Origin of the sequence: Pseudomonas sp. P1.8, from assembly GCF_001269805.1 — a bacterium.
Lineage (GTDB): Bacteria > Pseudomonadota > Gammaproteobacteria > Pseudomonadales > Pseudomonadaceae > Aquipseudomonas.
The window spans coordinates 112,517-137,383 of sequence record NZ_LHVM01000016.1 but is presented as its reverse complement, the minus strand read 5'-3'; the positions used below and the strand labels follow the sequence as shown (position 1 = coordinate 137,383).

Genomic DNA, 24,867 nt, shown 5'->3' with positions numbered 1-24,867 from the left:
TGGTTCCCTGCCGATAATCGGTGGGTTCTGCCAAAACTCAGGGCATTTTGTAGGTGTCTGATCCCTTGGAGAATTTTCGGTTTGTTCGAGCGCGCAACGATTTAACTGGCGAGCATTGGATAGGTGAACAATCCGAAATGCAGCAGGTTCAAGCCGAAGTGGGTGGCAATGGCCGCCGCCAGGCCACCGAACCGATAAGCCATTCCATAACCGACGCCTGCCAGGGTAGCCAGCAATACCCACTCCCAGCCAGCTCCCCAATGAACCAGGCCGAACAGCAGTGAGGCAATCAGCAAGGCCAGATTCTCACCGTGTTGCAGGTGTTTGAAGCGCCGACTCAGGCCACCCTGCAGATAGCCACGAAACAGCGCTTCTTCTACTAATGTCACCAGCAGCAGGTTGTTGTTCATCCACAGCCAGGCCTGATCGGGCCATTTCGGCGAAAACTCGACGATCCCCAGCAGGCAGGCGCCCCCCAGGGTGACGATTGCCGTCAGGCTCAAGGCGCCGGTGCTTGCCTTGACGGTTTGCAGCAATGAATGACGGCCGTTGATCCAGGGACACACGAGCAACAACCAGAAGCCGATCAGCGGTTTGTCGAGGTTGAGGTTCATCGTGAAGGGGGCTGCGTTGTCGGTGAAGCGTTCGTGGTCGATCATTCTGGCATTGTAGAAACCTGGCCATATATGGAAGGCCAGGGTGAGTGCCAGGAGGATAAACAGGGCGTGGCCGAAATAGCGGACGTAGCGGATGTTTTGTTGGCGGACGGAAAAACCGGCGAGCAGCAGGAGAATGATTGCAATGCTGGCCTGGGCCGTGAGTTCTCCGTAGGTGAGCGCAAGCACATAGCCGGCCGAGAGTAAGGTGAGGTATGGCCAGGGCATTACGAGCATGGGTCATCCGAATTGACTGGTGGGGCACCTTTAGTGGGGCATTTAGGCAGATATACCCGTGAGTCAGCAACAAGGTCGCTGACTTTTTTCCTTAACATGAAATGTGTAGAACCAAACCTGTGACTACGTTTATAGGTGCCTGACGTTCATTCGAAAGGCGCGCTGCCGGATCATCCTGAATCAGGGAACGCACATGACTACTTGGCCCGTAATTGCCGTGACATTGTTGATGCTGCTGCCGTTGATGGTTCTTGTTACTTCGATACAGGGTTGGGCTCACCATTTCAAAATTGAAGGCGATACCGAGTACTAGCCGCCGTCGTGCAAAGTCCTGTTGCTTCCTGTCGTGAGTTTCAAACACACGGATGTGTTACTCCAACTAACGTACGGCCTCTGTCGGCGCGAGCCTGCACATCATCGTCGTGAACGTTTACGCGTGCGGCCTGACTGAACGCGGCGCTTTTGAGTGCATCGCGAGCAAGCTTGCTCCTACAGTCAGTGGGCAGCATCAGTTAGGTGGGGCACCGATGTATCCCCCTGTAGGAGCGAGCCTGTTCGCGATGGTCGTGAACGATTACGCGTGCTGCCTGACTGTAGGCGGCGTTCTTGAAGGCATCGCGAGCAAGCTTGCTCCTACAGGGGGCAGTGGGGCGCTTCCCGGTCAGGATGCAATCAGCTGTCGCAACACGTAATGCAATATTCCTCCCGACTTGAAGTACTCCACTTCATTGAGCGTATCAATCCGGCACAGCACCTCGATTTTCTCCTGGCTGCCGTTCTCGCGTGTGATCACCAGTGTCAGGTTCATCCGCGGTGTCAGTTCGACGCCGGTCAAGCCGAGGATGTCCAGGGTTTCCCGGCCAGTCAGGTTCAGGCTCTTGCGGTTCTGGTCGAGCTTGAACTGCAACGGCAGCACGCCCATGCCCACCAGGTTGGAGCGGTGGATCCGCTCGAAGCTTTCGGCGATGACGGCTTTGACTCCCAGCAGATTGGTGCCCTTGGCGGCCCAGTCGCGGCTTGAACCGGTGCCATATTCCTGGCCGGCGATCACCACCAGGGGTGTGCCCGCGGCCTGATAACGCATGGCGGCGTCGTAGATCGGCATCTTTTCCATGGTCGGGATGTAGAAGGTATTACCGCCTTCCTCACCGCCGAGCATTTCGTTGCGAATGCGGATGTTGGCAAAGGTGCCGCGCATCATGACTTCATGGTTGCCACGCCGCGAGCCATAGGAGTTGAAGTCCCGAGGCTCAACACCCTTGTCGCGCAGGTATTGCCCTGCCGGGCTGTCGGCCTTGATGTTGCCGGCCGGGGAGATGTGGTCGGTGGTTACCGAGTCGCCAAGCAATGCGAGAATCCGCGCCCCGGAGACGTCCCTGACCACGGGCGGTGGGCCACCGATGTCGTCGAAGAACGGCGGATGCTGGATATAGGTCGAATCGTCCTGCCAGACATAGGTCGCCGCCTGTGGGACTTTGATCGCTTGCCATTGTTCGTCACCGGCAAACACTTCGGCGTATTCCTTGTGGAACATGGCGGTGTTGACCTGGTTCACCGCGTCGGCGATTTCCTGGCTGCTCGGCCAGATGTCCTTCAGGTAAACCGGGTTGCCCTCATTGTCTTCGCCCAGGGGCTCGCGGCTGATGTCGATCCGCACCGTCCCTGCCAGCGCATAGGCCACCACCAACGGCGGGGAGGCCAGCCAGTTGGTTTTGACCAATGGATGCACGCGGCCTTCGAAGTTTCGGTTGCCCGACAGCACCGATGCCACGGTGAGGTCGGCTTGCTGGATGGCTTTTTCGATCGGCTCAGGCAATGGTCCCGAGTTGCCGATACACGTGGTGCAGCCGTAACCGACCAGGGCAAAACCCAGTTCATCGAGGTAGTGCGTGAGGCCGGCGGCCTTGTAGTAGTCGGTGACGACTTTCGAGCCGGGCGCCAGTGAGCTTTTCACCCATGGCTTGCGCTTGAGGCCCTTTTCCACGGCTTTCTTCGCCACCAGGCCGGCGGCCATCATCACGCTCGGGTTCGAGGTATTGGTGCAGGAGGTGATCGCGGCGATGACCACGGCACCGTTTTTCAGGCGATAGGTCTGGCCGTCGTAGTTGTAATCCGCTTCGCCGGCGAGATCCGCGTTGCCTACGGCGACACCGCCGCCGCCCTCGCTTTCGAGTCGACCTTCTTCCTTGCTGGTGGGCTTGAATTGCAGGTCGATGAAGTCGCTGAAGGCTTGGGCGACGTTGGGTAGCGACACGCGGTCCTGTGGACGTTTCGGCCCGGCCAGGCTCGCTTCGACGCTGGCCATGTCCAGCGCGAGGCTGTCGGTGAACACCGGTTCCTGTCCCGCGATACGCCACAGGCCTTGGGCCTTGCTGTAGGCCTCGACCAGTTTCACCGTGGCGTCGGGGCGGCCGGACAGGCGCAGGTAGCCCAGGGTCACCTCGTCCACCGGGAAGAAGCCGCAGGTGGCGCCATATTCCGGAGCCATGTTGGCGATGGTTGCACGGTCGGCCAGCGGCAGGTCGGCGAGGCCATCACCGAAGAACTCGACGAACTTCCCCACCACGCCTTTTTTGCGCAGCATCTGCGTCACCGTCAGTACAAGGTCGGTGGCGGTGATGCCTTCCTTCAGTTTGCCGGTGAGCTTGAAACCGATCACTTCCGGAATCAGCATCGACACCGGTTGCCCGAGCATCGCCGCCTCCGCCTCGATACCGCCGACGCCCCAGCCGAGTACGCCGAGGCCGTTGATCATGGTGGTGTGGGAGTCGGTGCCGACCAGCGTGTCGGGAAACGCATAGGTACGGCCATCCTCGTCCTTGGTCCACACCGTGCGCCCCAGGTATTCCAGATTGACCTGATGGCAGATGCCGGTGCCCGGTGGCACCACGCTGAAATTATCGAAAGCACTTTGGCCCCAGCGCAGAAAGGCATAACGTTCGCCGTTGCGCTGCATTTCAATGTCGACGTTCTGCTCAAAGGCGCTGCTGGTGGCAAACTTGTCGACCATCACCGAGTGGTCGATCACCAGGTCGACGGGGGAGAGCGGGTTGATCCGCTGGGGATCGCCGCCAGCCTTGGCCATCGCCGCACGCATGGCGGCCAGGTCGACCACGGCGGGCACGCCGGTGAAGTCTTGCATCAGGACTCGCGCCGGGCGGTACTGGATTTCTCGGTCGGAGCGACGCTCCTTGAGCCAGGCGGCAATCGCCTTGAGGTCGGCACCGGTGACGGTTTTTTCGTCTTCCCAACGCAGCAGATTTTCCAGCAGCACTTTCAGTGACATCGGTAACCTGTCCAGATCGCCCAGGCTTTTGGCAGCTTCGGGCAGACTGAAATAGTGGTAGGTCTTGTCGTCGACTTGCAGGGTCTTGAGCGTTTTCAAACTATTAACGGACGGCATTACGATCACTCCTGTGAGTCCGCACGGCTACGGACTGAGGGGACGGGCAGAGCATTAAACCTAGCCCTGTTTTCGGTAGCTGGCTAATAACTGGACTCTATGGGCAAGTTCAAGGTTCCGAACTCGGCTATCATGCGCGGGTTTTCATGACAGGCTTTGCTTCAACGCAAGTCTGGGCATCGCGCAGTGGCTGAAATTCGTCGCCATTGCCCAGGAGTAAGAATGAACACCCTTTTTATGCATTGCCGGCCGGGCTTCGAAGGTGAAGTCTGTTCCGAGATTTCCGACCTCGCCGCGCGCTTGAACGTGGCCGGTTATGCCAAGGCGAAAACCGCCAGTGCCTGCGCCGAATTTGTCTGCACCGAAGAAGACGGCGCCGAGCGCCTGATGCGCGGCCAGCGTTTCGCCGATCTCATCTTCCCGCGCCAGTGGGCCCGGGGGATCTTCATCGATCTGCCGGAAACCGACCGTATCAGCGTGATCCTCGCCCATATGGCGGACTTTCCGTTGTGCGGCAGCCTGTGGCTGGAGATGGTCGATACCAACGATGGCAAAGAGCTGTCGAACTTCTGCAAGAAATTCGAAGTGCACCTGCGTAAAGCGCTGATGGCCGCCGGCAAACTGGTGGAAGACGCGCACAAGCCACGCCTGTTGCTGACTTTCAAAAGTGGCCGTGAAGTGTTCATGGGGCTGGCGGAGTCGAACAACTCGGCGATGTGGCCGATGGGTATCCCGCGTTTGAAGTTCCCGCGTGAGGCGCCGAGCCGTTCGACGCTCAAGCTGGAGGAAGCGTGGCACCATTTCATTCCGCGTGATCAGTGGGACGAACGTCTGCATAGCGACATGACCGGTGTCGATCTCGGTGCCGCGCCGGGTGGCTGGACCTGGCAACTGGTCAACCGCGGCATGCTGGTCACTGCCATCGATAACGGACCGATGGCCGAAAGCCTTATGGACACGGGACTGGTACAGCACTTGATGGCCGACGGTTTCACCTTCAAGCCCAAGCAACCGGTGGACTGGATGGTCTGCGACATCGTCGAGAAACCGGCGCGCAATGCCGCGATGCTCGAAGAGTGGATCGGCGACGGGCATTGCCGCGAAGCGGTGGTTAACCTCAAGCTGCCGATGAAGCAGCGTTATGCCGAGGTGAAGCGCTTGCTGGAACGGATTGCCGACGGTTTCAAGGCACGGGGCATTCGGGTCGAGATCGGTTGCAAGCAGCTGTACCATGACCGCGAAGAAGTCACCTGTCACCTGCGCCGGCTTGACGTGAAGAAGCCAAAATCCCGCTGAACGATAAAATGCATAACCCGTAGGAGCCGGCTTGCTGGCGATGACGGTGGCACATTTGGCAGGGTGGTGTCTGCCAATACGCCTTCGCTGGCAAGCCGGCTCCTACAAAAGCCGACCTTATGCCAGAGATGACCGAGTACCCGCCAATGCGCGACAATGCTGGACAGTTTCAGGAGTGAATCATGAGTGAAATGCTTGATACGCCGGTAGACGGCACCTTGGACGCCACCGGCCTCAACTGCCCGGAACCGGTGATGATGCTGCACCAGCACGTCCGCGATCTGGTCCCTGGCGGTCTGCTCAAGGTGATCGCCACTGACCCGTCGACCCGTCGCGACATCCCCAAGTTCTGTGTGTTTCTCGACCATGAACTGGTGGCGCAGCACGAAGAGGCGGGCACCTTCCTCTACTGGATTCGCAAGAAGTCTGTTTAGTGGAAACAAAAAAGACCTGCGAAAGCAGGTCTTCTTTTTGCGATCACGCCGAGTGTTGGCTGAGGCGGATCCGCTTGCGCGCACTGCGCGTCAGGCGAATCGACAGCATCAACGCCGCGCAACTCAGGCCGGCGATCAACCCTTCCCACAGCCCGTTCGGGCCGCTCGCCGGACCGAACCAATCGGTCAGACCCAGTACGTAACCGACCGGCAGGCCGATGCCCCAATAGGCGAACAAGGTCAGGATCATGGTCACTCGCGTGTCCTGGTAGCCACGCAGCGCGCCCGCGCAAATCACCTGAATGGCATCGGAAAACTGATATAGCGCGGCGTACACAATCAACATCGACGCTATCTGGATCACGTTCTTGTCGGGCGTGTAGATCGAGGCGATGGGTTCACGCAGACACAGGATCAGCGTCGCTGAAAACGCTGCAAACACTAGCGCTGCGCCGAGTCCGACCTTCGCCGCGAAGCGTGCCTGATACGGGTTTCCAGCTCCCAATGCCTGGCCGACCCGCACCGTCACCGCCATACCCAGCGAGTAAGGAATCATGAACAGCAGCGAGCTGATATTCAGGGCGATCTGGTGCCCGGCCACTACGGTCGAGCCGAGGCTGCCGATCAGCAGGGCGATGACCGCAAAAATGCTGGACTCGGCGAAGACGGCGATACCGATCGGCAGGCCAATGCTGACCAAGCGCTTGATCACCGACCACTTCGGGCGGTCGAAACGCACCAGCACACGGGTGCGGGCATAGAAGGGCGCCCAGAACGTCCAGGCTGCCATGCTCAACGCCATGAACCACATCACGATGCCACTGGCCCAGCCGCAACCGACGCCGCCGAGCGCTGGTGCGCCGAAATGGCCATAGATCAACGTGTAGTTCAGCGGGATGTTCAGCAGCAGCCCGCACAAACCGATGACCATGCTGGGGCGGGTACGACCCATGCCGTCGCTGTAGCAGCGCAGTACGTAATAGAAGGCCATGCCCGGCAGGCCGAAGGCGATACCGTCCAGGTAACCCATGCTTGGCTCGATCAATTGTGGATCGACTTTCATCCAGTGCAGGATCGGTTCGGCGGCCAGCAGCAGGCCACTGCCGATCAACCCGACATACAGCGCGAGCCACATCGCCTGGCGAACCAGTGGGCCGATTTCGTCAAACTGCCCGGCGCCAAAGCGTTGTGCGACCTTGGGGGTGGTGGCCAACAAAACACCGGACATCAGCAGATAAACCGGTATCCAGATCGAGTTGCCCAGCGCCACAGAGGCCAGGTCCCGTGGGCTCACGCGTCCGGCCATGACCGCATCGACGAAGCCCATGGCCGTGGTGGCCAGTTGCGCGATCATGATGGGCAGAGCCAGGCTCAGCAGGCCTTTGAGTTCCTGGCGAACGGGCGTCGTACGCGGGGTGTCGATGGCGACGGTATTTTGAGTTGCAGGGTTCAATAGCAAGACGTCCAGAAGGTTTTGATGCACAGGCGCGCATTCTACGCGTTGACGCGCCGGTCAGGAAAAGACCCGTGTTGCGGATTTGTAATTGAAATTGGAAGCCGATCGTTGTGGTGAGGGGGCTTGCCCCGGTTCGACTGCGAAGCAGTCGCTTTCAGGATGCAGGGTGTGCCTGCAGGAATGCAGTGGGCGATCCGGGGCCGCTTCGTCGCCCAGAGGGAGGCGCAAAGCCTACTGGCTCAGGATGGCCATCTGCGCCTACACTGCCGGTCCCCCAAAGGAGCCTGCCATGCTGATTGTTGCCGACGAAAATATTCCCCTGCTCGATGCCTTTTTCGAAGGTTTCGGTGAAATCCGCCGGTTGCCGGGGCGCTCCATCGACCGTGCCACCGTCGAACAGGCCGACGTGTTGCTGGTTCGCTCGGTGACCAACGTCAACCGCGCGTTACTGGAAGGCAGCAAGGTGCGTTTTGTCGGCACCTGTACTATCGGCACCGATCATCTGGATCTGAAGTACTTTGAGCAGGCCGGCATCACCTGGTCCAGCGCTCCGGGTTGCAATGCCCGGGGCGTGGTCGACTACGTGCTCGGCAGCCTGCTGACCCTGGCCGAAATCGAAGGTGCCGACCTGACCCGTCGCACATACGGCGTGGTTGGCGCCGGTGAGGTGGGTGGGCGATTGGTCAAGGTCCTGCAAGGACTGGGCTGGAAAGTGCTGGTCTGCGACCCGCCTCGGCAGGTCGCCGAGGGTGCGGATTACGTCAGCCTTGAACAGATCGTCGCTGAATGCGATGTGATCAGCCTGCACACGCCGTTGACCAAGCAGGGCGCGCACTCGACCTGGCATCTGTTTGATGAAAAGCGCCTGAACCAGCTGCGTTCCGGCACCTGGCTGATCAACGCCAGTCGCGGTCCGGTGGTGAATAACGCGGTACTGCGTGAAGTGTTGCTGGAGCGTGAAGACCTGCAAGCGGTGCTGGACGTCTGGGAGGGCGAGCCCGAGGTCGACCTGGCGCTGGCCGAACTGTGCGTACTGGCAACGCCGCACATTGCCGGTTACAGCCTCGATGGCAAACAACGCGGCACAGCGCAGATCTACCAGGCGTTTTGCGACTTCCTCGGGCAGTCGGCCAAGGTCCGCCTGAGCGATTTGTTGCCAGCACCGTGGTTGTCGCACGTTACCTTGAATGCGCAAAGCGATCCGGCTTGGGCATTGGCGATGTTGTGCCGGGGCGTGTACGACCCACGCCGCGACGATGCTGATTTCCGCCGTAGCCTTGTAGGCAGTGTCGGCGAGCAGCGTGCGGCGTTTGACGTGCTGCGCAAGCATTATCCGTCGCGGCGTGAAATCGATGGATTGCAGGTGCGGATCGACGGTGAGTCGCCTGAATTGCAGAAGATCGTGGCGGCGTTGGGGGCGGTGGCAATCTGATCGAGCCTGCTAGCGAAGGGCGCGCCACAGACCTGGATAAACAGGCATAAAAAACCCGGCCAACCAGGGCCGGGTCAAGAAGACGGTGGCTATATCACTCTTGTTCGGCAGGCTTGACCAATCGCTTTTGCAGTTCGTTGCACGCTTGCTGGACCATGTTTTCAGTGATCGGTACTTCGCGGCCATCCTCATCAATAATCGAGCAACCCAGAGACTGGTCTGGCTGTGTGCGGATCACTTGAATCTTGTCATCGCTGCTGTTTTGCAAGGACATGGCCTGTCTCCTCATCAGGTTGTGTGCCTACTTTAGAACCACCAGGTGACCGGGCTGTGACAACTCCCTGCGATCTTCGAGGTGGCAATAACAGTCCACCAGAATTGCTTTCATCTGGCTAGCCGAACTTTAGACCAATAGCGTCTAGCAGGTAGTCTTGCCGGACATAATTAACCTGACTCATTGTGATTTACACCGGGCCGATCATTGGGCGGTGTAGGCTGGGCCTATTGATTACTTCTGGATGATTGCGATGCTCTCTACCCGTCGCCGCCGCGCAATTCGCCTGGCCAGTCGTTTCATCGCCCCGTATCGCTGGCACGCGCTCGGCGCATTGCTCGCACTGATCGTGACCGCTGGCATCACTCTGTCCATGGGGCAGGGCATTCGCCTGTTGGTGGATCAAGGGTTCATGACGCAGTCGCCGCACCAGCTAAACCAGTCCATCGGTTTGTTCATGCTCTTGGTGATAGGGTTGGCGATTGGCACGTTTGCGCGTTTTTACCTGGTGTCGTGGATTGGCGAACGCTGTGTCGCCGACATCCGCAGCAAGGTGTTCAATCATCTGATTTACCTGCACCCGGGTTTCTACGAAGACAATCGCAGCTCTGAAATCCAGTCGCGGCTGACCGCTGACACCACGTTGTTGCAATCGGTCATCGGCTCTTCACTGTCGCTGTTTTTACGCAATTTGTTGATGGTCATCGGCGGGATCATTCTGCTGTTTGTCACCAATCCCAAGCTCACCAGTATCGTGGTAGTTGCCTTGCCGCTGGTGATCGCGCCGATCCTGATTTTCGGTCGTCGCGTACGCAACCTGTCGCGACTGAGCCAGGACCGGATTGCCGATATCGGCAGCTATGTGTCCGAAACCCTCGGACAGATCAAGACCGTGCAGGCCTATAACCATCAGTCCCAGGACGAACGTCGTTTTGCCGTGACGGTGGAAGAGGCATTCGACACCGCGCGAAAACGCATTTTTCAGCGGGCCTGGCTGATCACCCTGGTGATTGTGTTGGTGTTGGGCGCGGTCGGGGTGATGCTTTGGGTCGGTGGCATGGATGTTATTGCCGGGCGAATTTCGGCGGGGGAGCTGGCGGCGTTTGTCTTTTACAGCCTGATCGTCGGCAGTGCATTCGGTACCTTGAGTGAAGTGATCGGCGAGTTGCAGCGCGCAGCCGGGGCGGCAGAGCGGATCGCCGAGTTGCTGCGCGCGGAAAACATCATCCAGCCGCCAGCGACCGATCGGGTGACCTTGCCCGAACGGGTGAGGGGTGACCTGATGCTGCAGGATGTGCGCTTTTCCTACCCGTCGCGCCCCGAAAGCTATGCCGTCGATGGCTTGAACCTGGCGATCAGCGCCGGTGAGACCCTTGCGCTGGTCGGGCCGTCGGGTGCCGGCAAGTCGACGGTGTATGACCTGTTGCTACGTTTTTACGACCCCGTTGAGGGACGCATCCTGCTCGATGGCACGCCGCTGACCCGGCTCGATCCGCTGGACCTGCGTCGCTGCTTTGCACTGGTATCGCAAACCCCGGCACTGTTTTTCGGCAGCATCGAAGAGAACATCCGCTACGGCAACCCGGCGGCGACTTTGGCCGAGGTTCAGGAAGCGGCAAAAATTGCCTACGCCCACGATTTCATCGAGGCCATGCCCAACGGTTATCAGACCCATCTGGGTGATGGCGGGCTCGGTTTGTCCGGCGGCCAGCGCCAGCGCCTGGCCATTGCGCGGGCGCTACTGGTGGATGCGCCGATCCTGTTGCTCGATGAAGCCACCAGTGCGCTCGATGCCCAGAGCGAACACCTGATTCAGCAAGCCCTGCCAAGCCTGATGAAAAACCGCACCACCCTGGTCATCGCCCATCGCCTGGCCACGGTAAAGAACGCCGACCGCATCGCAGTGATGGATCAAGGGAAGCTGGTGGCGGTGGGCACTCATCAGGAACTTCTTGAAAGTAATGCGCTGTATGCGCGGTTGGCGGCGTTGCAGTTTTCCGATGGCAAAGCCCAATTGCACATCCACCCGTAGGAGCTGCCGCAGGCTGCGATCTTTTGATCTGCACTCGCAACAAAAATGCCCGCATCAAACGATGCGGGCATTTTTGTTGAAATGTTGAAAGCGCGAGGATCAAAAGATCGCAGCCTGCTGCAGCTCCTGCATCAACCGGTCATTGATCATCAAAATACCGCTCATGCCAATCCACGATCGGCTGCGGTGAGTTGAGCTTCTCGCCATAGATTACCGAGTACGACAATACGTTTTGCACGTACTGGCGGGTTTCGTCGAACGGAATGCTTTCCACCCACACGTCGAAACTCAAATGATCGGCACCGCGCAGCCATTGGCGCACGCGGCCAGGGCCGGCGTTGTAGGCGGCGGAGGCGAGGACACGGTTGCCGTTGAACTGGCTATGCACCTGGCTCAGGTACGCAGCGCCGAGCTGGATATTCTTGTCCGGGTCGAACAGTTGCTGTGGCGAGCTGTACGGAATGCTGAACTTGCGCGCGGTTTCCTTGGCGGTGGCGGGCATCAGTTGCATCAGACCCGAAGCGCCGACACCGGAGCGGGCGTCTTCCATAAACGCGCTTTCCTGACGGGTGATGGCGAACGCCCAGCTCGGGTGCAGGCCTCGATTCTTCGCTTCACGCACCAGGGTGTTGCGGTGGGCCATGGGAAAACGTATGTCCAGATCGTCCCAATACTGCGCCTGACTGATGGTGCGAATGGCCGGGAAATACCATTTCAGGTCGTAAGCCAGTTTCGCCTGGGCAACCATTTCGTCACGGTTGAAGTGGCGGCTGACGTGATACCACTCGCGGCGACCGTCGACGATCTGCCCGCGAGCGTGGAACTCCAGGGCGCGACGTATGCCGGGGGTGTTGCGCACCTTGTTGATCAGCGCCTGGCTCATCACCAGCGGCTTATTGTTCAGCGAGTACGGAGACTGCGAACGATCAGCGGCGAGGAAGCCATAAAAGTCGCGCTCACGTGCCACGCTTCGATAAAGGGTCTGGGGTTCCGGGTTCTGCGGTTGCGCCAGTTCCAGGCTCCGGGCCTGCCAGTAGCGCCAGCGATTGGTCGTCGCCAACTCCTGCGGAACACGGCGGGTCAATTGATAGGCATCGTCCCAGTGCGCCAGACGCAGGAGCAGGCGCAGGCGCCATTCGGAAACTGTATTGTCGCGCAGTTCCGGATCGTACTGGGTCATCAGGTTCAGGGCGCGACTGTCGAAACGTTTGGCGAGGGTCAGTCCGATTTCCCTGGCGATCGCGACTTTTTCATCCCGGGAGAAATGCATGCTGCTCGCGTAGCCGTCGAGCAGGTTCATGGCCCTGTCCGGGTCCTGGCGGGCGAGGCGGCGCAGGCCGAGGCTGACGACATCGGACATTGCTTCATCGGCCGGTGTGAAGCGCGACGGCTGGTTGAGCAGTTCCGGTTTCTGCGCCACATCGATCAGCAAGCGACCACGAGATTCGAGGGTGCTGCTCAGCCCGTTGACCAGGCTGTTGGCCAGCGGATAATTGCGCGCCTGGGCCGCGAGCTTTACGCGCTCCCAGCGTTTTTGCTCGGTCAACTGACCGTCGGCGGCCCACATGCCAAACAGCGTATCGCAAGCTTCGGGTTGTGATTTACCGGTCAGCCAGAGCTTGTTGGCGTTGGCGTAACCTTCGGACTTGAGGTTGTGGCTGATCTGGTACTGTGCGTTCAGGCAGTCCAGTTCAGTGAAATTCATTTTCGGATCGTAGTACTTGACGAAGGTCGCCCAGTCACCTCGATCGGCCAGCCAGCGCAACCAGCGCAGTTTCATCCAGTTGGCTTGCGGCAGGTCGCCGTGCTCGGCAAGAAATTTCTCGATTTCGGCGTTGCTCGCGGTTTTCAGGCGCGCTGTCAGTTCGTCATAGGCCAGGTACGGTTCCAGCGGATAGTCGGCCAAGGCCTGGTTGTAGCGGAAATACGGCCCGGTATCGCCTTTGGCCAGGGCGCGCTTGGCTTCATCGTAATACCTGCGTTGGGTGGACAGGTCCACCGCCTGGGCGGATTGAATCGCAGTGGCTGACAGTAAAAGGCAGGACAGGATTTTGAAAAGGCGACTGCGCATGAGACGTCCAGGCAGAGAAAACATGACAAGTGCGGGGCAGGCCCGCACTGAATTATCTGTAGCTTAGCCTTTTGCCAGCAGCCGGCGAAAGGTTTGCTGGCTTGTCTGCCCAAGTTCGCAACATTTGTCATTCAGAGTGCTACGAGAGCGAAATAGCCGGCCTTATGAAGCCTCAATTCAGGTAGAATGCGCGCCCGGTTTTTGGAGAAGCTCATGACCCTGCTCAAATTCAGCGATGTGTCCCTTGCTTTCGGCGCTATGCCGTTGTTGGACAAGGTGTCCTGGCAGATCGCCCGTGGAGAGCGGGTGTGCATCATCGGCCGCAACGGCACTGGCAAGTCCAGCATGATGAAGCTCGTCAAGGGCGACCAGAAGCCGGATGACGGCTCCGTTTGGCGCGCACCTGGTCTCAAGATTGGCGAATTGCCGCAAGAATTGCCGGTGGCCGACGAGCGGACGGTGTTCGACGTGGTTGCCGAAGGCCTGGACGGGGTCGGCGCCTTGCTCGCCGAATATCATCACCTGAGCCAGAACTGCGTCACCGACGCCGACCTGGACAAGCTGATGCACGTCCAGCACGACCTCGAAGCCCGTGACGGCTGGCGCCTGCAGACGCTGGTCGACAGCACTTTGAGCCGCCTGCAATTGCCGGCGGACAAGACCCTCGCCGAGTTGTCCGGTGGTTGGCGTCGCCGCGTCCTGCTGGCACAGGCCCTGGTTTCCGAACCGGACCTGTTGCTGCTCGACGAACCGACCAACCACCTGGACATCGGTGCCATCGCCTGGCTCGAAGAAGCGCTGAAGGATTTCCAGGGCGCCGTGCTGTTCATCACGCACGACCGTTCGTTCCTGCAAAACCTCGCGACCCGCATCCTCGAACTGGACCGCGGCGGCCTGATCGACTGGAACGGCGACTACGCCAGTTTCCTTGTGCACAAAGAGGCCGAACTCGCCGCTGAAGCCACGGCCAACGCGCTGTTCGACAAGCGCCTGGCCCAGGAAGAGGTGTGGATTCGCCAGGGCATCAAGGCCCGTCGGACCCGTAACGAAGGTCGCGTCCGTGCACTCAAGGCTTTGCGTGTTGAGCGCAGCGAGCGTCGTGAGCGTACCGGCAAGGCCAACATTCAGCTGGATACCGCCGACAAATCCGGCAAGCAGGTGATGGTGCTCGAGAACGTGAGCTTTGCTCACCCGGGCGGCCCGTTCCTGATCAAGGATTTCTCGATGGTCTTGCAGCGCGGCGACCGCATCGGTCTGCTTGGCGCCAACGGCACCGGCAAGACCACATTGTTGAAACTGATGCTCAGCGGCCTGCAGCCTACAAGCGGCAAGGTGGAAGAGGGCACGAAGATCGACGTGGCCTACTTCGACCAGTTGCGCCATCAGCTGGATCTGGAAAAGACCGTCATCGACAACGTCGCCGAAGGTCGCGACTTCATCGATATCGACGGCCAGAGCCGCCACGTGCTCAGCTACCTCGGTGACTTCCTGTTCAGCCCGCAGCGTGCCCGCACGCCGGTCAAGGCGCTGTCCGGTGGCGAGCGCGCCCGTCTGTTGCTGGCCAAGCTGTTCAGCAAGCCGGCGAACCTGCTGGTGCTCGACGAACCGACCAACGACCTCGACGTGGAAACCCTCGAACTGCTCGAGGAGGTCTTGCTGACCTTCAACGGCACCGTACTGATGGTCAGCCACGACCGGGCATTCCTCGACAACGTGGTCACCAGCACCCTGGTCTTTGAAGGCGAAGGCAAGGTTCGCGAATACGTCGGTGGTTATCAGGACTGGCTGCGTCAGGGCGGCTCGCCGCGTCTGCTGGGCGTGACCGAGAGCAAGTCCGGCAAGGCCGACTTGAACTCTGCGGTGGTAAAGGCCGAGCCTGCGCCAGTCGCGGCAGTGGTTGAAGCACCTGCAAAGAAAAAGCTCAGCTACAAGTTGCAGCGTGAGCTGGAAGCCTTGCCGGTTCAGATCGAAGCCATGGAGCAGCAGATTGCTGCGGTCGAAGCGCAAATGGCGGATGCTGGTTTCTATCTGCGCCCTGCGACCGAAACCGCAGCCGTGATTGCTCAGCTGGCGCAATTGCAGGCTGAACTCGACGTGATGGTCGAGCGTTGGGCAGAGCTGGATGCCTGAATGATCCGGTAACAAGAAAAGCCCGGCGTTCAGTGATGAGCGCCGGGCTTTTCGTAGGAGCTGCCGCAGGTTTGTGTGTGATCAGCTTTTGTTTTGCAGGCGCACCGCCAACACATCGCAAGGCGCGCCGTGCAGCACGTCATTGGCGGTGGAGCCCAGTAGCAGCGCCAGGCCGTGACGGCCATGGCTGCCCACCACGATCAGGTCGCAGGTCTGTTCCTTGGCCAGATGGTGAATCTCCTGGCGTGGCTGACCGTAAGTCAGGTGGCTGTATTCCCTGGAAAGCTCCGGATACTTCACGATCAGTCGGTCAAGGCGCTCCTTGGCCTGGTCGAACTGCTGTTGTTGCAGTTGTGACAGGTCCATTGGTACATCGCCACCAAAGGCCATGGCCATGGGCTCGACGATGTGCACCAGCGACAATTTTGCACCGCTGCTCACCGATAGCTCGCGAGCACGGTGGATTACAGGGTCGCACTCTTCGGTTAGATCTACAGCGACCAGTATATGGTTGTAGGGCATGAGGTGCTCCTCCTGAGGATTGCAATATTGGTAAGTATGGCTGGTTTCAAGCGCATTGGTTTCAAAGTGACCCAATGTGCTCATCAAGAATCGGGAGTACAGATATGACGGTCTGGATAGTGGTGTCAATCCTGTTGGTGGTGCTCAGCCCGCTGGCATGGTTGCGACCGTCGCGTGTACAGAGCGGGCGCATCGCCCTGCGGATGGAGGCGCGACGCATTGGTCTGGCCATGCAACTGGCGCCTCAGGAATGGCCGCACTGGCTCAGTCAGGAGCCGCCAAGCCCCTGTGCCCAGTACCATCGGCCGCGTCGTGGCAGTCAGCCGGCGTGCTGGACATACTGGCAAAAATCACCGGGTGTGTGGGTCAATCAGTGGCAGGAAATCTGCGAAGACCAGGCGTTGCTCAATCATTTCGAAAAATTGCCAGGCAATGTCTACAAAGTCGAAGCGGACAAGCAGATGATCGCGTTGTATTGGGGCGAGAAGGGCGAGGCAGAGGTTTTGCAACAGATCGATGCGACCCTCAAGGCATTAGCCTGACACCGGCCCCCGGAAGGCTGCGATCTTTTGATCTTGTTTGTAAGAAATCAAAATCAAAAGATCGCAGCCTTCGGCAGCTCCTACAGGTAAGCAGTAAAAAACATCAGGCAATAAAAAGCCCGACAAAATCATCGGGCTGGGTTGGCCAGGCAGGCCGGTAAAACGGTTAGGGCTGATCTTGCGCTGGGCATTCGCCAAAGCGTTCACATTTTTCCCTTGGTTTCCCAGCGTAGCTTGTTAAACGCAGGCTGCAGCTAATTAGGGCGACTTTTCTAATAATTGATCCTATGAATGATTTCCCATGCTCATGCATGTTTAAAGTCTTCGTATTACGGATCTGACCGCAAAGTCGTGTTTCAACCCGCGTTTCGGGCGATTGACAATTGTCGGAAATTCCGTGAAGGTGACGTACCCAAATCAAACGGGCGTATGAATTGAGCGTTTGTATTTCAGACCGCTCCTACAGAATCCCGACTATCGCGTTGGCGGGTGTGTCGGGTAAATGGGCGTAGCATCGACGTTTAACGTCCCTGCCGAGCCGTTTACCTGCGTCCGACGTGTACTGTTCAGCTTCCATATCGTGGAGATCAGTTGATGATTTACGAAGGTAAAGCCATCACGGTTAAGGCTCTTGAAAGTGGCATCGTCGAACTGAAGTTCGACCTCAAGGGTGAGTCCGTCAACAAGTTCAACCGTCTAACCCTGAACGAATTGCGTCAGGCCGTGGACACCATCAAGGCAGATGCTTCGATCAAGGGCGTGATCGTCAGCAGTGGCAAGGACGTATTCATCGTCGGTGCCGACATCACCGAATTTGTCGACAACTTCAAGCTGCCGGATGCAGAGCTTGTTGCTGGCAACCTCGAAGCCAACAAGATTTTCAGCGATTTCGAAGACCTCAACGTTCCAACCGTTGTTGCCATCAATGGCATCGCGTTGGGTGGCGGTCTGGAAATGTGCCTGGCCGCGGATTACCGCGTCATGTCCACCAAGGCCAAGATCGGTCTGCCGGAAGTCAAACTGGGCATCTACCCGGGCTTCGGTGGCACCGTGCGTTTGCCGCGCCTGATCGGTGCCGACAACGCGATCGAGTGGATCGCCGCCGGCAAGGAAAACCGTCCTGAAGACGCGCTGAAAGTCGGCGCTGTCGATGCAGTCGTTGCGCCTGAAAAACTGCAGGACGCGGCGTTGGAGCTGGTCAAGCGCGCCATCTCCGGTGAGTTCGACTACAAGGCCAAGCGCCAGCCGAAGCTGGAAAAGCTGAAGCTGAACGCCATCGAACAAATGATGGCTTTCGAAACCGCCAAAGGCTTCGTGGCTGGCCAGGCCGGCCCGAACTACCCGGCGCCGGTTGAAGCGATCAAGACCATCCAGAAAGCTGCGAACTTCGGTCGCGAAAAAGCGCTGGAAATCGAAGCTGCCGGTTTCGTGAAACTGGCCAAGACCTCTGCCGCGCAGAGCTTGATCGGCCTGTTCCTGAACGATCAGGAACTGAAGAAAAAGGCCAAGGCCTACGACGAAATCGCCAAGGACGTGAAGCAGGCTGCCGTATTGGGCGCCGGCATCATGGGCGGCGGTATTGCGTATCAGTCGGCTTCCAAAGGCACGCCGATCCTGATGAAGGACATCAACGAAGCCGGTATCGAGCAGGGTCTGGCTGAAGCCGCCAAGCTGCTGGTCGGCCGCGTTGACAAAGGCCGCATGACCGCCGCGAAAATGGCTGAAGTGCTCAACGGCATTCGTCCTACCCTGTCCTACGGCGATTTCGGTCACGTGGACCTGGTGGTTGAAGCGGTCGTCGAGAACCCTAAGGTCAAGCAAGCGGTGCTGGCCGAAGTCGAAGACAAGGTCAAAGAGGACACCATTCTCGCGTCCAACACCTCGACCATTTCCATCACCTTGTTGGCCAAGGCCCTCAAGCGTCCGGAAAACTTCGTCGGCATGCACTTCTTCAACCCGGTGCACATGATGCCGCTGGTGGAAGTGATCCGTGGCGAGAAGTCCAGCGAGCTGGCGGTTGCCACCACCGTTGCCTACGCCAAGAAAATGGGCAAGAACCCGATCGTCGTCAACGACTGCCCGGGCTTCCTGGTCAACCGCGTGCTGTTCCCGTACTTCGGCGGTTTCGCCAAGCTGGTCAGCGCCGGTGTGGACTTCGTGCGCATCGACAAGATCATGGAAAAATTCGGCTGGCCAATGGGCCCGGCGTACCTGATGGACGTGGTTGGCATCGACACCGGTCACCACGGTCGTGACGTGATGGCTGAAGGCTTCCCGGACCGCATGAAGGACGACCGTCGTTCGGCCGTTGACGTGCTCTACGAAGCCAAGCGCCTGGGCCAGAAGAACGGCAAGGGCTTCTACGCCTACGAGACCGACAAACGCGGCAAGCAGAAGAAAGTCGCCGATCCTTCGGTGCTGGAAGTGCTCAAGCCGATCGTTTACGAGCAGCGCGAAGTCACTGACGAAGACATCATCAACTGGATGATGATCCCGCTGTGCCTGGAAACCGTGCGTTGCCTGGAAGACGGCATCGTCGAAACCGCTGCCGAAGCCGACATGGGTCTGGTCTACGGTATTGGTTTCCCTCCATTCCGTGGCGGCGCGCTGCGCTACATCGACTCGCTCGGTGTTGCCGAGTTCGTTGCCCTGGCTGACCAGTACGCTGATTTGGGCGCGCTGTACCACCCGACCGCGAAGCTGCGCGAAATGGCCAAAAACGGCCAGAGCTTCTTCGGTTAAGCGCCCCCAACTAGAGTGAGAGTGAACTTATGAGCTTGAATCCTAGAGACGTCGTGATTGTCGACTTCGGTCGTACTCCGATGGGCCGCTCCAAAGGCGGCATGCACCGCAACACCCGCGCCGAAGACATGTCGGCGCACCTGATCAGCAAATTGCTGGAACGCAACGTCAAGGTCGACCCGAGCGAAGTCGAAGACGTGATCTGGGGCTGTGTGAACCAGACCCTGGAGCAGGGCTGGAACATCGCCCGCATGGCGTCGCTGATGACCCAGATCCCGCACACCTCGGCCGGCCAGACCGTCAGCCGTCTGTGTGGCTCGTCGATGAGCGCGTTGCACACTGCTGCGCAAGCGATCATGACCGGCAACGGTGACGTTTTCGTGGTTGGCGGCGTCGAGCATATGGGTCACGTGAGCATGATGCATGGTGTCGATCCGAACCCGCACATGTCCCTGTACGCGGCGAAAGCCTCGGGCATGATGGGCCTGACCGCTGAAATGCTGGGCAAAATGCACGGCATCACTCGCGAACAGCAGGACGCTTTCGGCGTGCGCTCCCACCAACTCGCCCACAAGGCGACCGTGGAAGGCAAGTTCAAAGACGAAATCATCCCGATGCAGGGCTATGACGAGAACGGTTTCCTGAAAACCTTCGACTACGACGAAACCATTCGTCCGGAAACTACCCTGGAAAGTCTGGCGGCTCTGAAGCCGGCATTCAATCCAAAGGGCGGCACTGTGACAGCCGGTACATCGTCGCAGATCACCGATGGTGCTTCGTGCATGATCGTGATGTCGGCGCAGCGCGCACAGGACCTGGGTATCCAGCCTCTGGCGGTGATTCGTTCGATGGCAGTGGCGGGTGTGGATCCGGCGATCATGGGCTATGGTCCAGTACCGGCTACACAAAAAGCACTGAAGCGTGCGGGTCTCGGTATCTCCGATATCGACTTCTTCGAGCTCAACGAAGCTTTCGCCGCACAGGCCCTGCCAGTGCTGAAAGATCTGAAAGTGCTCGACAAGATGAACGAGAAGGTTAACCTGCACGGCGGCGCGATTGCTCTGGGTCACCCGTTCGGTTGCTCTGGTGCCCGTATCTCCGGCACGTTGCTCAACGTGATGAAGCAAAATGGCGGTACCTTCGGGGTAGCCACCATGTGCATTGGTCTCGGCCAAGGCATCTCCACCGTCTTCGAACGCGTTTAAGCGTCTCGTCGATGGAAGCCGGGGCCAAGTGCCCCGGTTTTTGTTTTTGCGGATTTATTTTTGTTTTTATTTTGACAACATTTGAGTGAGGGCCAAAGCATGCCGATACAACCTGGGCTCTACCAACATTACAAAGGTCCGCAGTACCGTGTTTTCAGTATTGCGCGGCATTCGGAAACCGAAGAAGAAGTGGTCTTCTATCAAGCCCTGTATGGCGATTACGGCTTTTGGGTGCGTCCCTTGAGCATGTTCCTGGAGTCCGTCGAGGTTGACGGCGAACAGGTGCCACGCTTTGCTTTGGTGCAGGCCGAAGAAAGCCTTTTTACCAAGCCGTAAGCTGAGTGCGCGCAAAACCCTGCGCTTGACCTCACCTTGTATCAACTATATATAGCGGTGCCGCGTCAGGCGCCAATCGCCTTTCACTTCTCGAATTCAGGAATTTTCTGATCCATGGGCAAATCGCTGGTCATTGTGGAATCCCCGGCTAAGGCCAAGACCATCAACAAGTATTTGGGTAACGAATACGTGGTGAAGTCGAGTATCGGCCATATCCGAGACCTGCCCACCAGCGGTTCGGCTAGCGCCAGCAAAGAGCCTGCCGCCAAGCGCGGCAAGGCTGCCGCGGGCGAAGGTCCGGTGCTCTCGCCGAAAGAGAAAGCGCGCAAGCAGTTGGTCGCGCGCATGGGTGTCGATCCGGATCATGGCTGGAAAGCCAAGTACGAGATCCTCCCGGGCAAGGAAAAAGTCATCGAAGAGCTGCGCCGGCTCGCCAAGGATGCTGACACCATCTATCTCGCAACCGACTTGGACCGCGAGGGGGAAGCCATTGCCTGGCACCTGCGCGAAGCCATCGGTGGTGATGACACCCGCTACAAGCGCGTGGTGTTCAACGAAATTACCAAGAAGGCGATTCAGGAAGCTTTCTCGAAACCGGGCGAACTGGACATCGATCGTGTCAATGCCCAGCAGGCGCGTCGTTTCCTCGACCGGGTCGTGGGTTACATGGTTTCTCCGCTGCTGTGGGCCAAGATCGCTCGCGGTCTGTCCGCCGGTCGTGTGCAATCGGTTGCGGTAAAGCTGGTGGTCGAGCGCGAGCGTGAAATTCGTGCGTTCATCCCGGAAGAATACTGGGAAGTCCACGCTGACCTCGGTACCGCCAAAGGCGCGACCGTGCGTTTCGATGTGGCTCGCGAAAAGGGCGAAGCCTTCAAGCCGCTCAACGAAACCCAGGCCATGGCTGCGCTGGAAAAGCTCAAGGCTTCCAGCTACAGCATCGTCAAGCGTGAAGACAAACCGACCAGCAGCAAGCCGTCGGCGCCGTTCATCACTTCCACCCTGCAGCAGGCGGCGAGTAACCGCCTGGGCTTCGGTGTGAAGAAAACCATGATGATGGCCCAGCGTTTGTACGAAGCGGGCTACATCACTTACATGCGTACCGACTCCACCAACCTCTCGGTTGATGCCGTGGCGATGGCGCGTACCTATATTGAAGGCGAGTTCGGCAAGAAGTACCTGCCGGAAACCCCGAACGTCTACAGCAGCAAGGAAGGCGCACAAGAGGCTCACGAAGCGATTCGTCCGTCCGACGCCAATACCGAGCCAAGCAAACTGTCGGGCATGGAACGTGACGCTGAGCGCCTCTACGAGCTCATCTGGCGCCAGTTCCTCGCCTGCCAGATGCTGCCGGCGCAATACCTGTCGACTACCGTCACTGTCGGCGCTGGCGACTTCGAGCTGCGCGCCAAGGGCCGCATCCTCAAGTTCGACGGTTACACCCGTGTCATGCCGCAAATCGCCAAGCCTGGCGATGATGACGTATTGCCGGACATGGCCCAGGGCGACGCGATGAAGCTGATCAAGCTTGATCCGACCCAGCACTTCACCAAGCCACCGGCGCGTTACTCGGAAGCCAGCCTGGTAAAAGAAATGGAAAAGCGCGGTATCGGTCGTCCTTCGACCTATGCGGCAATCATTTCAACCATCCAGGATCGTGGCTACGTTGCGCTGCATAACCGTCGTTTCTATTCGGAAAAGATGGGTGACATCGTCACCGAGCGTCTGTCCGAGAGCTTCTCCAACCTGATGGACTACGGCTTTACCGCCGGCATGGAAGAGCACCTCGATGACGTGGCTCAGGGCGAGCGCGACTGGAAAAACGTGCTGGACGAGTTCTACGGCGACTTCAAGAAGAAACTCGAAGTGGCTGAAAACCCGGAAAACGGCATGCGTGCCAACCAGCCGGTCATGACTGATATTCCGTGTACCACTTGCGGTCGTCCGATGCAGATTCGTACCGCGTCGACCGGCGTGTTCCTCGGTTGCTCCGGCTACAGCCTGCCACCGAAAGAGCGCTGCAAGGCTACCGTGAACCTGGTGCCTGGCGATGAAATCGCTGCGGACGACGAGGGCGAATCGGAATCGCTGGTGTTGCGCGGCAAGCATCGCTGCCCGATCTGCGCTACGGCGATGGATGCCTATCTGCTCGATGAAAAGCGCAAATTGCACATCTGCGGTAACAACCCGGATTGCAATGGCTACGAAATCGAAGAGGGCACCTATCGTATCAAGGGCTACGAAGGTCCGAGCCTTGAGTGCGACAAGTGCGGTAGCGAAATGCAGCTCAAGACCGGCCGTTTCGGCAAGTTCTTCGGTTGCACCAATGCGACCTGCAAGAACACTCGCAAACTGCTCAAGAGTGGTGACGCGGCACCGCCGAAGATGGATCCGGTGAAAATGCCTGAGCTCAAATGCGAAAAGGTCAACGACACCTACATCCTGCGCGACGGTGCATCCGGCTTGTTCCTGGCGGCCAGCCAGTTCCCGAAAAACCGCGAAACCCGAGCTCCGCTGGTACAGGAAATTATCCCGCACAAGGATGAGATCGATCCGAAGTACCATTTCCTCTGCGAAGCGCCGAAGAAAGATCCTGATGGTCTGCCTGCTGTGATCCGTTACAGCCGCAAAACCAAGGAGCAGTACGTGCAGACCGAGGTCGACGGTAAGCCGACTGGCTGGAAAGCGTTCTACGACGGCGGCAAGTGGAAAGTCGAAGACAAGCGTCCAGCTGCGAAGGCGTAAGGCGTCGCAGTACTGAAAAGGCCGCATGACAACCCTCGGGTTTTCATGCGGCCTTTTTGTTTTGTGTGTCCCGTCCTGAATAAGGTTTACACCTTCTGACCTATTTTCAGGAGGGAGCAATGGATTCGGGGAAAAGGCGCAGTCAGCGCGATTACACGCTGGCTTTTAAATTGTCGGTGGTCGATCAGGTCGAAAAGGGCGAGTTGAGTTATAAAGAGGCTCAACGGCGCTATGGCATCCAGGGTCGGTCAACGGTGTTGGTGTGGTTACGCAAGCATGGTCGGCAGGATTGGAGCCAAGGCGCGTCTATTCGAGTGCTGAGGAAGAGTTCCATGGCCGAGTCCACGGTACCGCTGTCACCCGAGCAGCGGATCAAAGAGCTTGAAGAACAGCTTGAACTGAGCAATCAAAAGGCTCAGTTTTTCGAGGCTGTCGTAAACGTCTTGAAGAACGACTACGGTGTATCCATCGTAAAAAAGCGACCCGGCAAGTCCTCGCGCAAGGGCAAGTCAAAGACCTGAGTATCAGCAGGGCTTGCCTGTTCATGGGCATTTCACGTCAGGCTTATTACAAGCGCAACCGAGCGTTTGATGCGAAGGCTGGCGACGATCAAAAGGTCGTGGATTTCGTCTTGGAAAAGCGGCGGCGCCAGCCAAGGCTGGGAACACGCAAGCTGCATTATATGCTGCATGCCGAAGCAGAAACGAGTCTGCGGGTGGGGCGCGATCGCCTGTTCAGCATCCTGCGAGAAGCGCGAGAATTGGTCCCTCGCAAGCGGGCATACCACAAGACCACCCACAGCCATCATCGATTTCGCCGCCATCCAAACCTACTCAAGGCAGGCCCGCAGCAAATCATTGCCTGTGCTCCTGAGCAAGTTTGGGTTGCGGATATAACCTATCTGCCTACCCAGGAGAGCGTTGCTTATCTGAGCCTGATCACCGACGCCTACTCGCGCAAAATAGTGGGACATCATGTGCATGAGAGCTTGCATACAGAGTCGGTGCTCAAAGCGCTGAAGAAGGCTGTAGGAGGAAGGAAAACCAAGCAGCCGCTGGTTCATCACTCAGACCGTGGGGCGCAGTATTGCTCCGACCTTTATCAGCGTTTTCACACCAAGCACGGGGTCATTTGTTCGATGACCGATGGCTATGACTGCTATCAGAACGCGATGGCGGAGCGAATAAACGGGATTTTGAAGACGGAGTTTTTGCTGCATCGCCCCAAGAACCTGGCCGACGCGGTGAGAATGGTTGATGAATCGGTGCTGATCTACAACGCGGAGCGGCCACATCTGGCCTTGAAATACAAAACGCCCGATGCGGTGCATCGGGCGTTTTGAGACTGAAACAGGTGT

The 24,867-nt window shown here is 58.6% G+C and carries 18 protein-coding genes; 11 read left to right on the top strand and 7 right to left on the bottom strand.

Annotated elements, in window-relative coordinates:
- Positions 1-101: 101 nt before the first annotated feature.
- Positions 102-893, bottom strand: a complete 792-nt coding sequence (locus AD668_RS17160; protein ID WP_053160748.1) for a CPBP family intramembrane glutamic endopeptidase — start codon at positions 891-893, stop codon at positions 102-104.
- Positions 894-1,554: 661 nt separating this feature from the next.
- Complete coding sequence (gene acnA / locus AD668_RS17155; protein ID WP_053160747.1) at positions 1,555-4,296, bottom strand: aconitate hydratase AcnA; 2,742 nt, start codon at positions 4,294-4,296, stop codon at positions 1,555-1,557.
- 222 nt (positions 4,297-4,518) lie between these two features.
- Here acnA and rlmM point away from each other — a divergent pair, with 222 nt between their 5' ends.
- Complete coding sequence (rlmM, locus tag AD668_RS17150) at positions 4,519-5,592, top strand: 23S rRNA (cytidine(2498)-2'-O)-methyltransferase RlmM (protein ID WP_053160746.1); 1,074 nt, start codon at positions 4,519-4,521, stop codon at positions 5,590-5,592.
- 182 nt (positions 5,593-5,774) lie between these two features.
- Positions 5,775-6,026, top strand: a complete 252-nt coding sequence (gene tusA / locus AD668_RS17145; RefSeq protein WP_053160745.1) for a sulfurtransferase TusA — start codon at positions 5,775-5,777, stop codon at positions 6,024-6,026.
- 43 nt (positions 6,027-6,069) lie between these two features.
- Here the strand turns inward: tusA and AD668_RS17140 are convergent, their stop codons facing one another.
- Positions 6,070-7,479 carry an MATE family efflux transporter gene (locus AD668_RS17140; RefSeq protein WP_053161335.1) on the bottom strand — a complete coding sequence of 470 codons (1,410 nt, stop codon included), beginning with the start codon at positions 7,477-7,479 and terminating at the stop codon, positions 6,070-6,072.
- Positions 7,480-7,771: 292 nt separating this feature from the next.
- On the opposite strand from AD668_RS17140, the gene pdxB reads away from it, so the two are divergent.
- A complete protein-coding gene (gene pdxB / locus AD668_RS17135; protein ID WP_053160744.1) occupies positions 7,772-8,914 on the top strand; it encodes a 4-phosphoerythronate dehydrogenase PdxB in 1,143 nt (380 codons plus the stop codon).
- Positions 8,915-9,008: 94 nt separating this feature from the next.
- On the opposite strand, the gene AD668_RS17130 is transcribed toward pdxB, so the two are convergent.
- Complete coding sequence (locus tag AD668_RS17130) at positions 9,009-9,188, bottom strand: PA1571 family protein (RefSeq protein ID WP_053160743.1); 180 nt, start codon at positions 9,186-9,188, stop codon at positions 9,009-9,011.
- 244 nt (positions 9,189-9,432) lie between these two features.
- Between AD668_RS17130 and AD668_RS17125 the strand changes: the two genes are divergently transcribed.
- Positions 9,433-11,220 (top strand): ABC transporter transmembrane domain-containing protein, encoded by a 1,788-nt coding sequence (locus AD668_RS17125; protein ID WP_172681834.1) that lies wholly within the window; start codon positions 9,433-9,435, stop codon positions 11,218-11,220.
- 139 nt (positions 11,221-11,359) lie between these two features.
- Here AD668_RS17125 and AD668_RS17120 read toward each other — a convergent pair whose 3' ends face one another.
- A complete protein-coding gene (locus tag AD668_RS17120) occupies positions 11,360-13,291 on the bottom strand; it encodes a transglycosylase SLT domain-containing protein (RefSeq protein WP_053160742.1) in 1,932 nt (643 codons plus the stop codon).
- 213 nt (positions 13,292-13,504) lie between these two features.
- Between AD668_RS17120 and AD668_RS17115 the strand changes: the two genes are divergently transcribed.
- Entirely contained in the window at positions 13,505-15,421 is a 1,917-nt protein-coding gene (locus tag AD668_RS17115; RefSeq protein ID WP_053160741.1) for an ATP-binding cassette domain-containing protein, read from the top strand.
- Positions 15,422-15,502: 81 nt separating this feature from the next.
- On the opposite strand, the gene AD668_RS17110 is transcribed toward AD668_RS17115, so the two are convergent.
- Positions 15,503-15,943 (bottom strand): universal stress protein, encoded by a 441-nt coding sequence (locus tag AD668_RS17110; RefSeq protein ID WP_053160740.1) that lies wholly within the window; start codon positions 15,941-15,943, stop codon positions 15,503-15,505.
- Positions 15,944-16,047: 104 nt separating this feature from the next.
- Between AD668_RS17110 and AD668_RS17105 the strand changes: the two genes are divergently transcribed.
- Entirely contained in the window at positions 16,048-16,485 is a 438-nt protein-coding gene (locus AD668_RS17105) for a hypothetical protein (RefSeq protein ID WP_053160739.1), read from the top strand.
- Here AD668_RS17105 and AD668_RS17100 read toward each other — a convergent pair.
- Positions 16,477-16,692 (bottom strand): hypothetical protein, encoded by a 216-nt coding sequence (locus AD668_RS17100; RefSeq protein WP_053160738.1) that lies wholly within the window; start codon positions 16,690-16,692, stop codon positions 16,477-16,479. The two genes, AD668_RS17105 and AD668_RS17100, sit on opposite strands and share 9 nt — an antisense overlap.
- 387 nt (positions 16,693-17,079) lie before the next feature.
- Between AD668_RS17100 and fadB the strand changes: the two genes are divergently transcribed.
- The 5 genes from fadB to AD668_RS17070 all read left to right on the top strand — a co-directional run bounded on the left by fadB (position 17,080) and on the right by AD668_RS17070 (position 24,852).
- Entirely contained in the window at positions 17,080-19,227 is a 2,148-nt protein-coding gene (fadB, locus tag AD668_RS17095; protein ID WP_053160737.1) for a fatty acid oxidation complex subunit alpha FadB, read from the top strand.
- 29 nt (positions 19,228-19,256) lie between these two features.
- Positions 19,257-20,432, top strand: coding sequence for an acetyl-CoA C-acyltransferase FadA (fadA, locus tag AD668_RS17090; protein WP_053160736.1), 1,176 nt, complete (start codon positions 19,257-19,259; stop codon positions 20,430-20,432).
- Positions 20,433-20,531: 99 nt separating this feature from the next.
- A complete protein-coding gene (locus AD668_RS17085) occupies positions 20,532-20,768 on the top strand; it encodes a DUF1653 domain-containing protein (RefSeq protein WP_053160735.1) in 237 nt (78 codons plus the stop codon).
- Positions 20,769-20,882: 114 nt separating this feature from the next.
- Positions 20,883-23,510: a type I DNA topoisomerase gene (topA, locus tag AD668_RS17080; protein WP_053160734.1), complete on the top strand. Its 2,628-nt coding sequence runs from the start codon at positions 20,883-20,885 to the stop codon at positions 23,508-23,510.
- Between the two features lie 119 nt (positions 23,511-23,629).
- Positions 23,630-24,852, top strand: a protein-coding gene (locus AD668_RS17070; RefSeq protein ID WP_172681774.1) for an IS3 family transposase whose coding sequence is annotated in 2 segments (ribosomal slippage) — positions 23,630-23,981 and positions 23,981-24,852 — 1,224 coding nt in all. Because the reading frame shifts where the segments join, the coding sequence is not laid out codon by codon here.
- The last annotated feature ends 15 nt before the right edge of the window (positions 24,853-24,867 follow it).

Coding starts and splice junctions, on each gene's coding strand:
- AD668_RS17110 (WP_053160740.1), bottom strand. CDS start 15,943: ATGCCCTACAACCATATACTGGTCGCTGTAGATCTAACCGAAGAGTGC.
- AD668_RS17105 (WP_053160739.1), top strand. CDS start 16,048: ATGACGGTCTGGATAGTGGTGTCAATCCTGTTGGTGGTGCTCAGCCCG.
- AD668_RS17160 (WP_053160748.1), bottom strand. CDS start 893: ATGCTCGTAATGCCCTGGCCATACCTCACCTTACTCTCGGCCGGCTAT.
- pdxB (WP_053160744.1), top strand. CDS start 7,772: ATGCTGATTGTTGCCGACGAAAATATTCCCCTGCTCGATGCCTTTTTC.
- AD668_RS17085 (WP_053160735.1), top strand. CDS start 20,532: ATGCCGATACAACCTGGGCTCTACCAACATTACAAAGGTCCGCAGTAC.
- topA (WP_053160734.1), top strand. CDS start 20,883: ATGGGCAAATCGCTGGTCATTGTGGAATCCCCGGCTAAGGCCAAGACC.
- AD668_RS17130 (WP_053160743.1), bottom strand. CDS start 9,188: ATGTCCTTGCAAAACAGCAGCGATGACAAGATTCAAGTGATCCGCACA.
- AD668_RS17115 (WP_053160741.1), top strand. CDS start 13,505: ATGACCCTGCTCAAATTCAGCGATGTGTCCCTTGCTTTCGGCGCTATG.
- tusA (WP_053160745.1), top strand. CDS start 5,775: ATGAGTGAAATGCTTGATACGCCGGTAGACGGCACCTTGGACGCCACC.
- fadA (WP_053160736.1), top strand. CDS start 19,257: ATGAGCTTGAATCCTAGAGACGTCGTGATTGTCGACTTCGGTCGTACT.
- AD668_RS17125 (WP_172681834.1), top strand. CDS start 9,433: ATGATTGCGATGCTCTCTACCCGTCGCCGCCGCGCAATTCGCCTGGCC.
- fadB (WP_053160737.1), top strand. CDS start 17,080: ATGATTTACGAAGGTAAAGCCATCACGGTTAAGGCTCTTGAAAGTGGC.
- acnA (WP_053160747.1), bottom strand. CDS start 4,296: ATGCCGTCCGTTAATAGTTTGAAAACGCTCAAGACCCTGCAAGTCGAC.
- AD668_RS17120 (WP_053160742.1), bottom strand. CDS start 13,291: ATGCGCAGTCGCCTTTTCAAAATCCTGTCCTGCCTTTTACTGTCAGCC.
- rlmM (WP_053160746.1), top strand. CDS start 4,519: ATGAACACCCTTTTTATGCATTGCCGGCCGGGCTTCGAAGGTGAAGTC.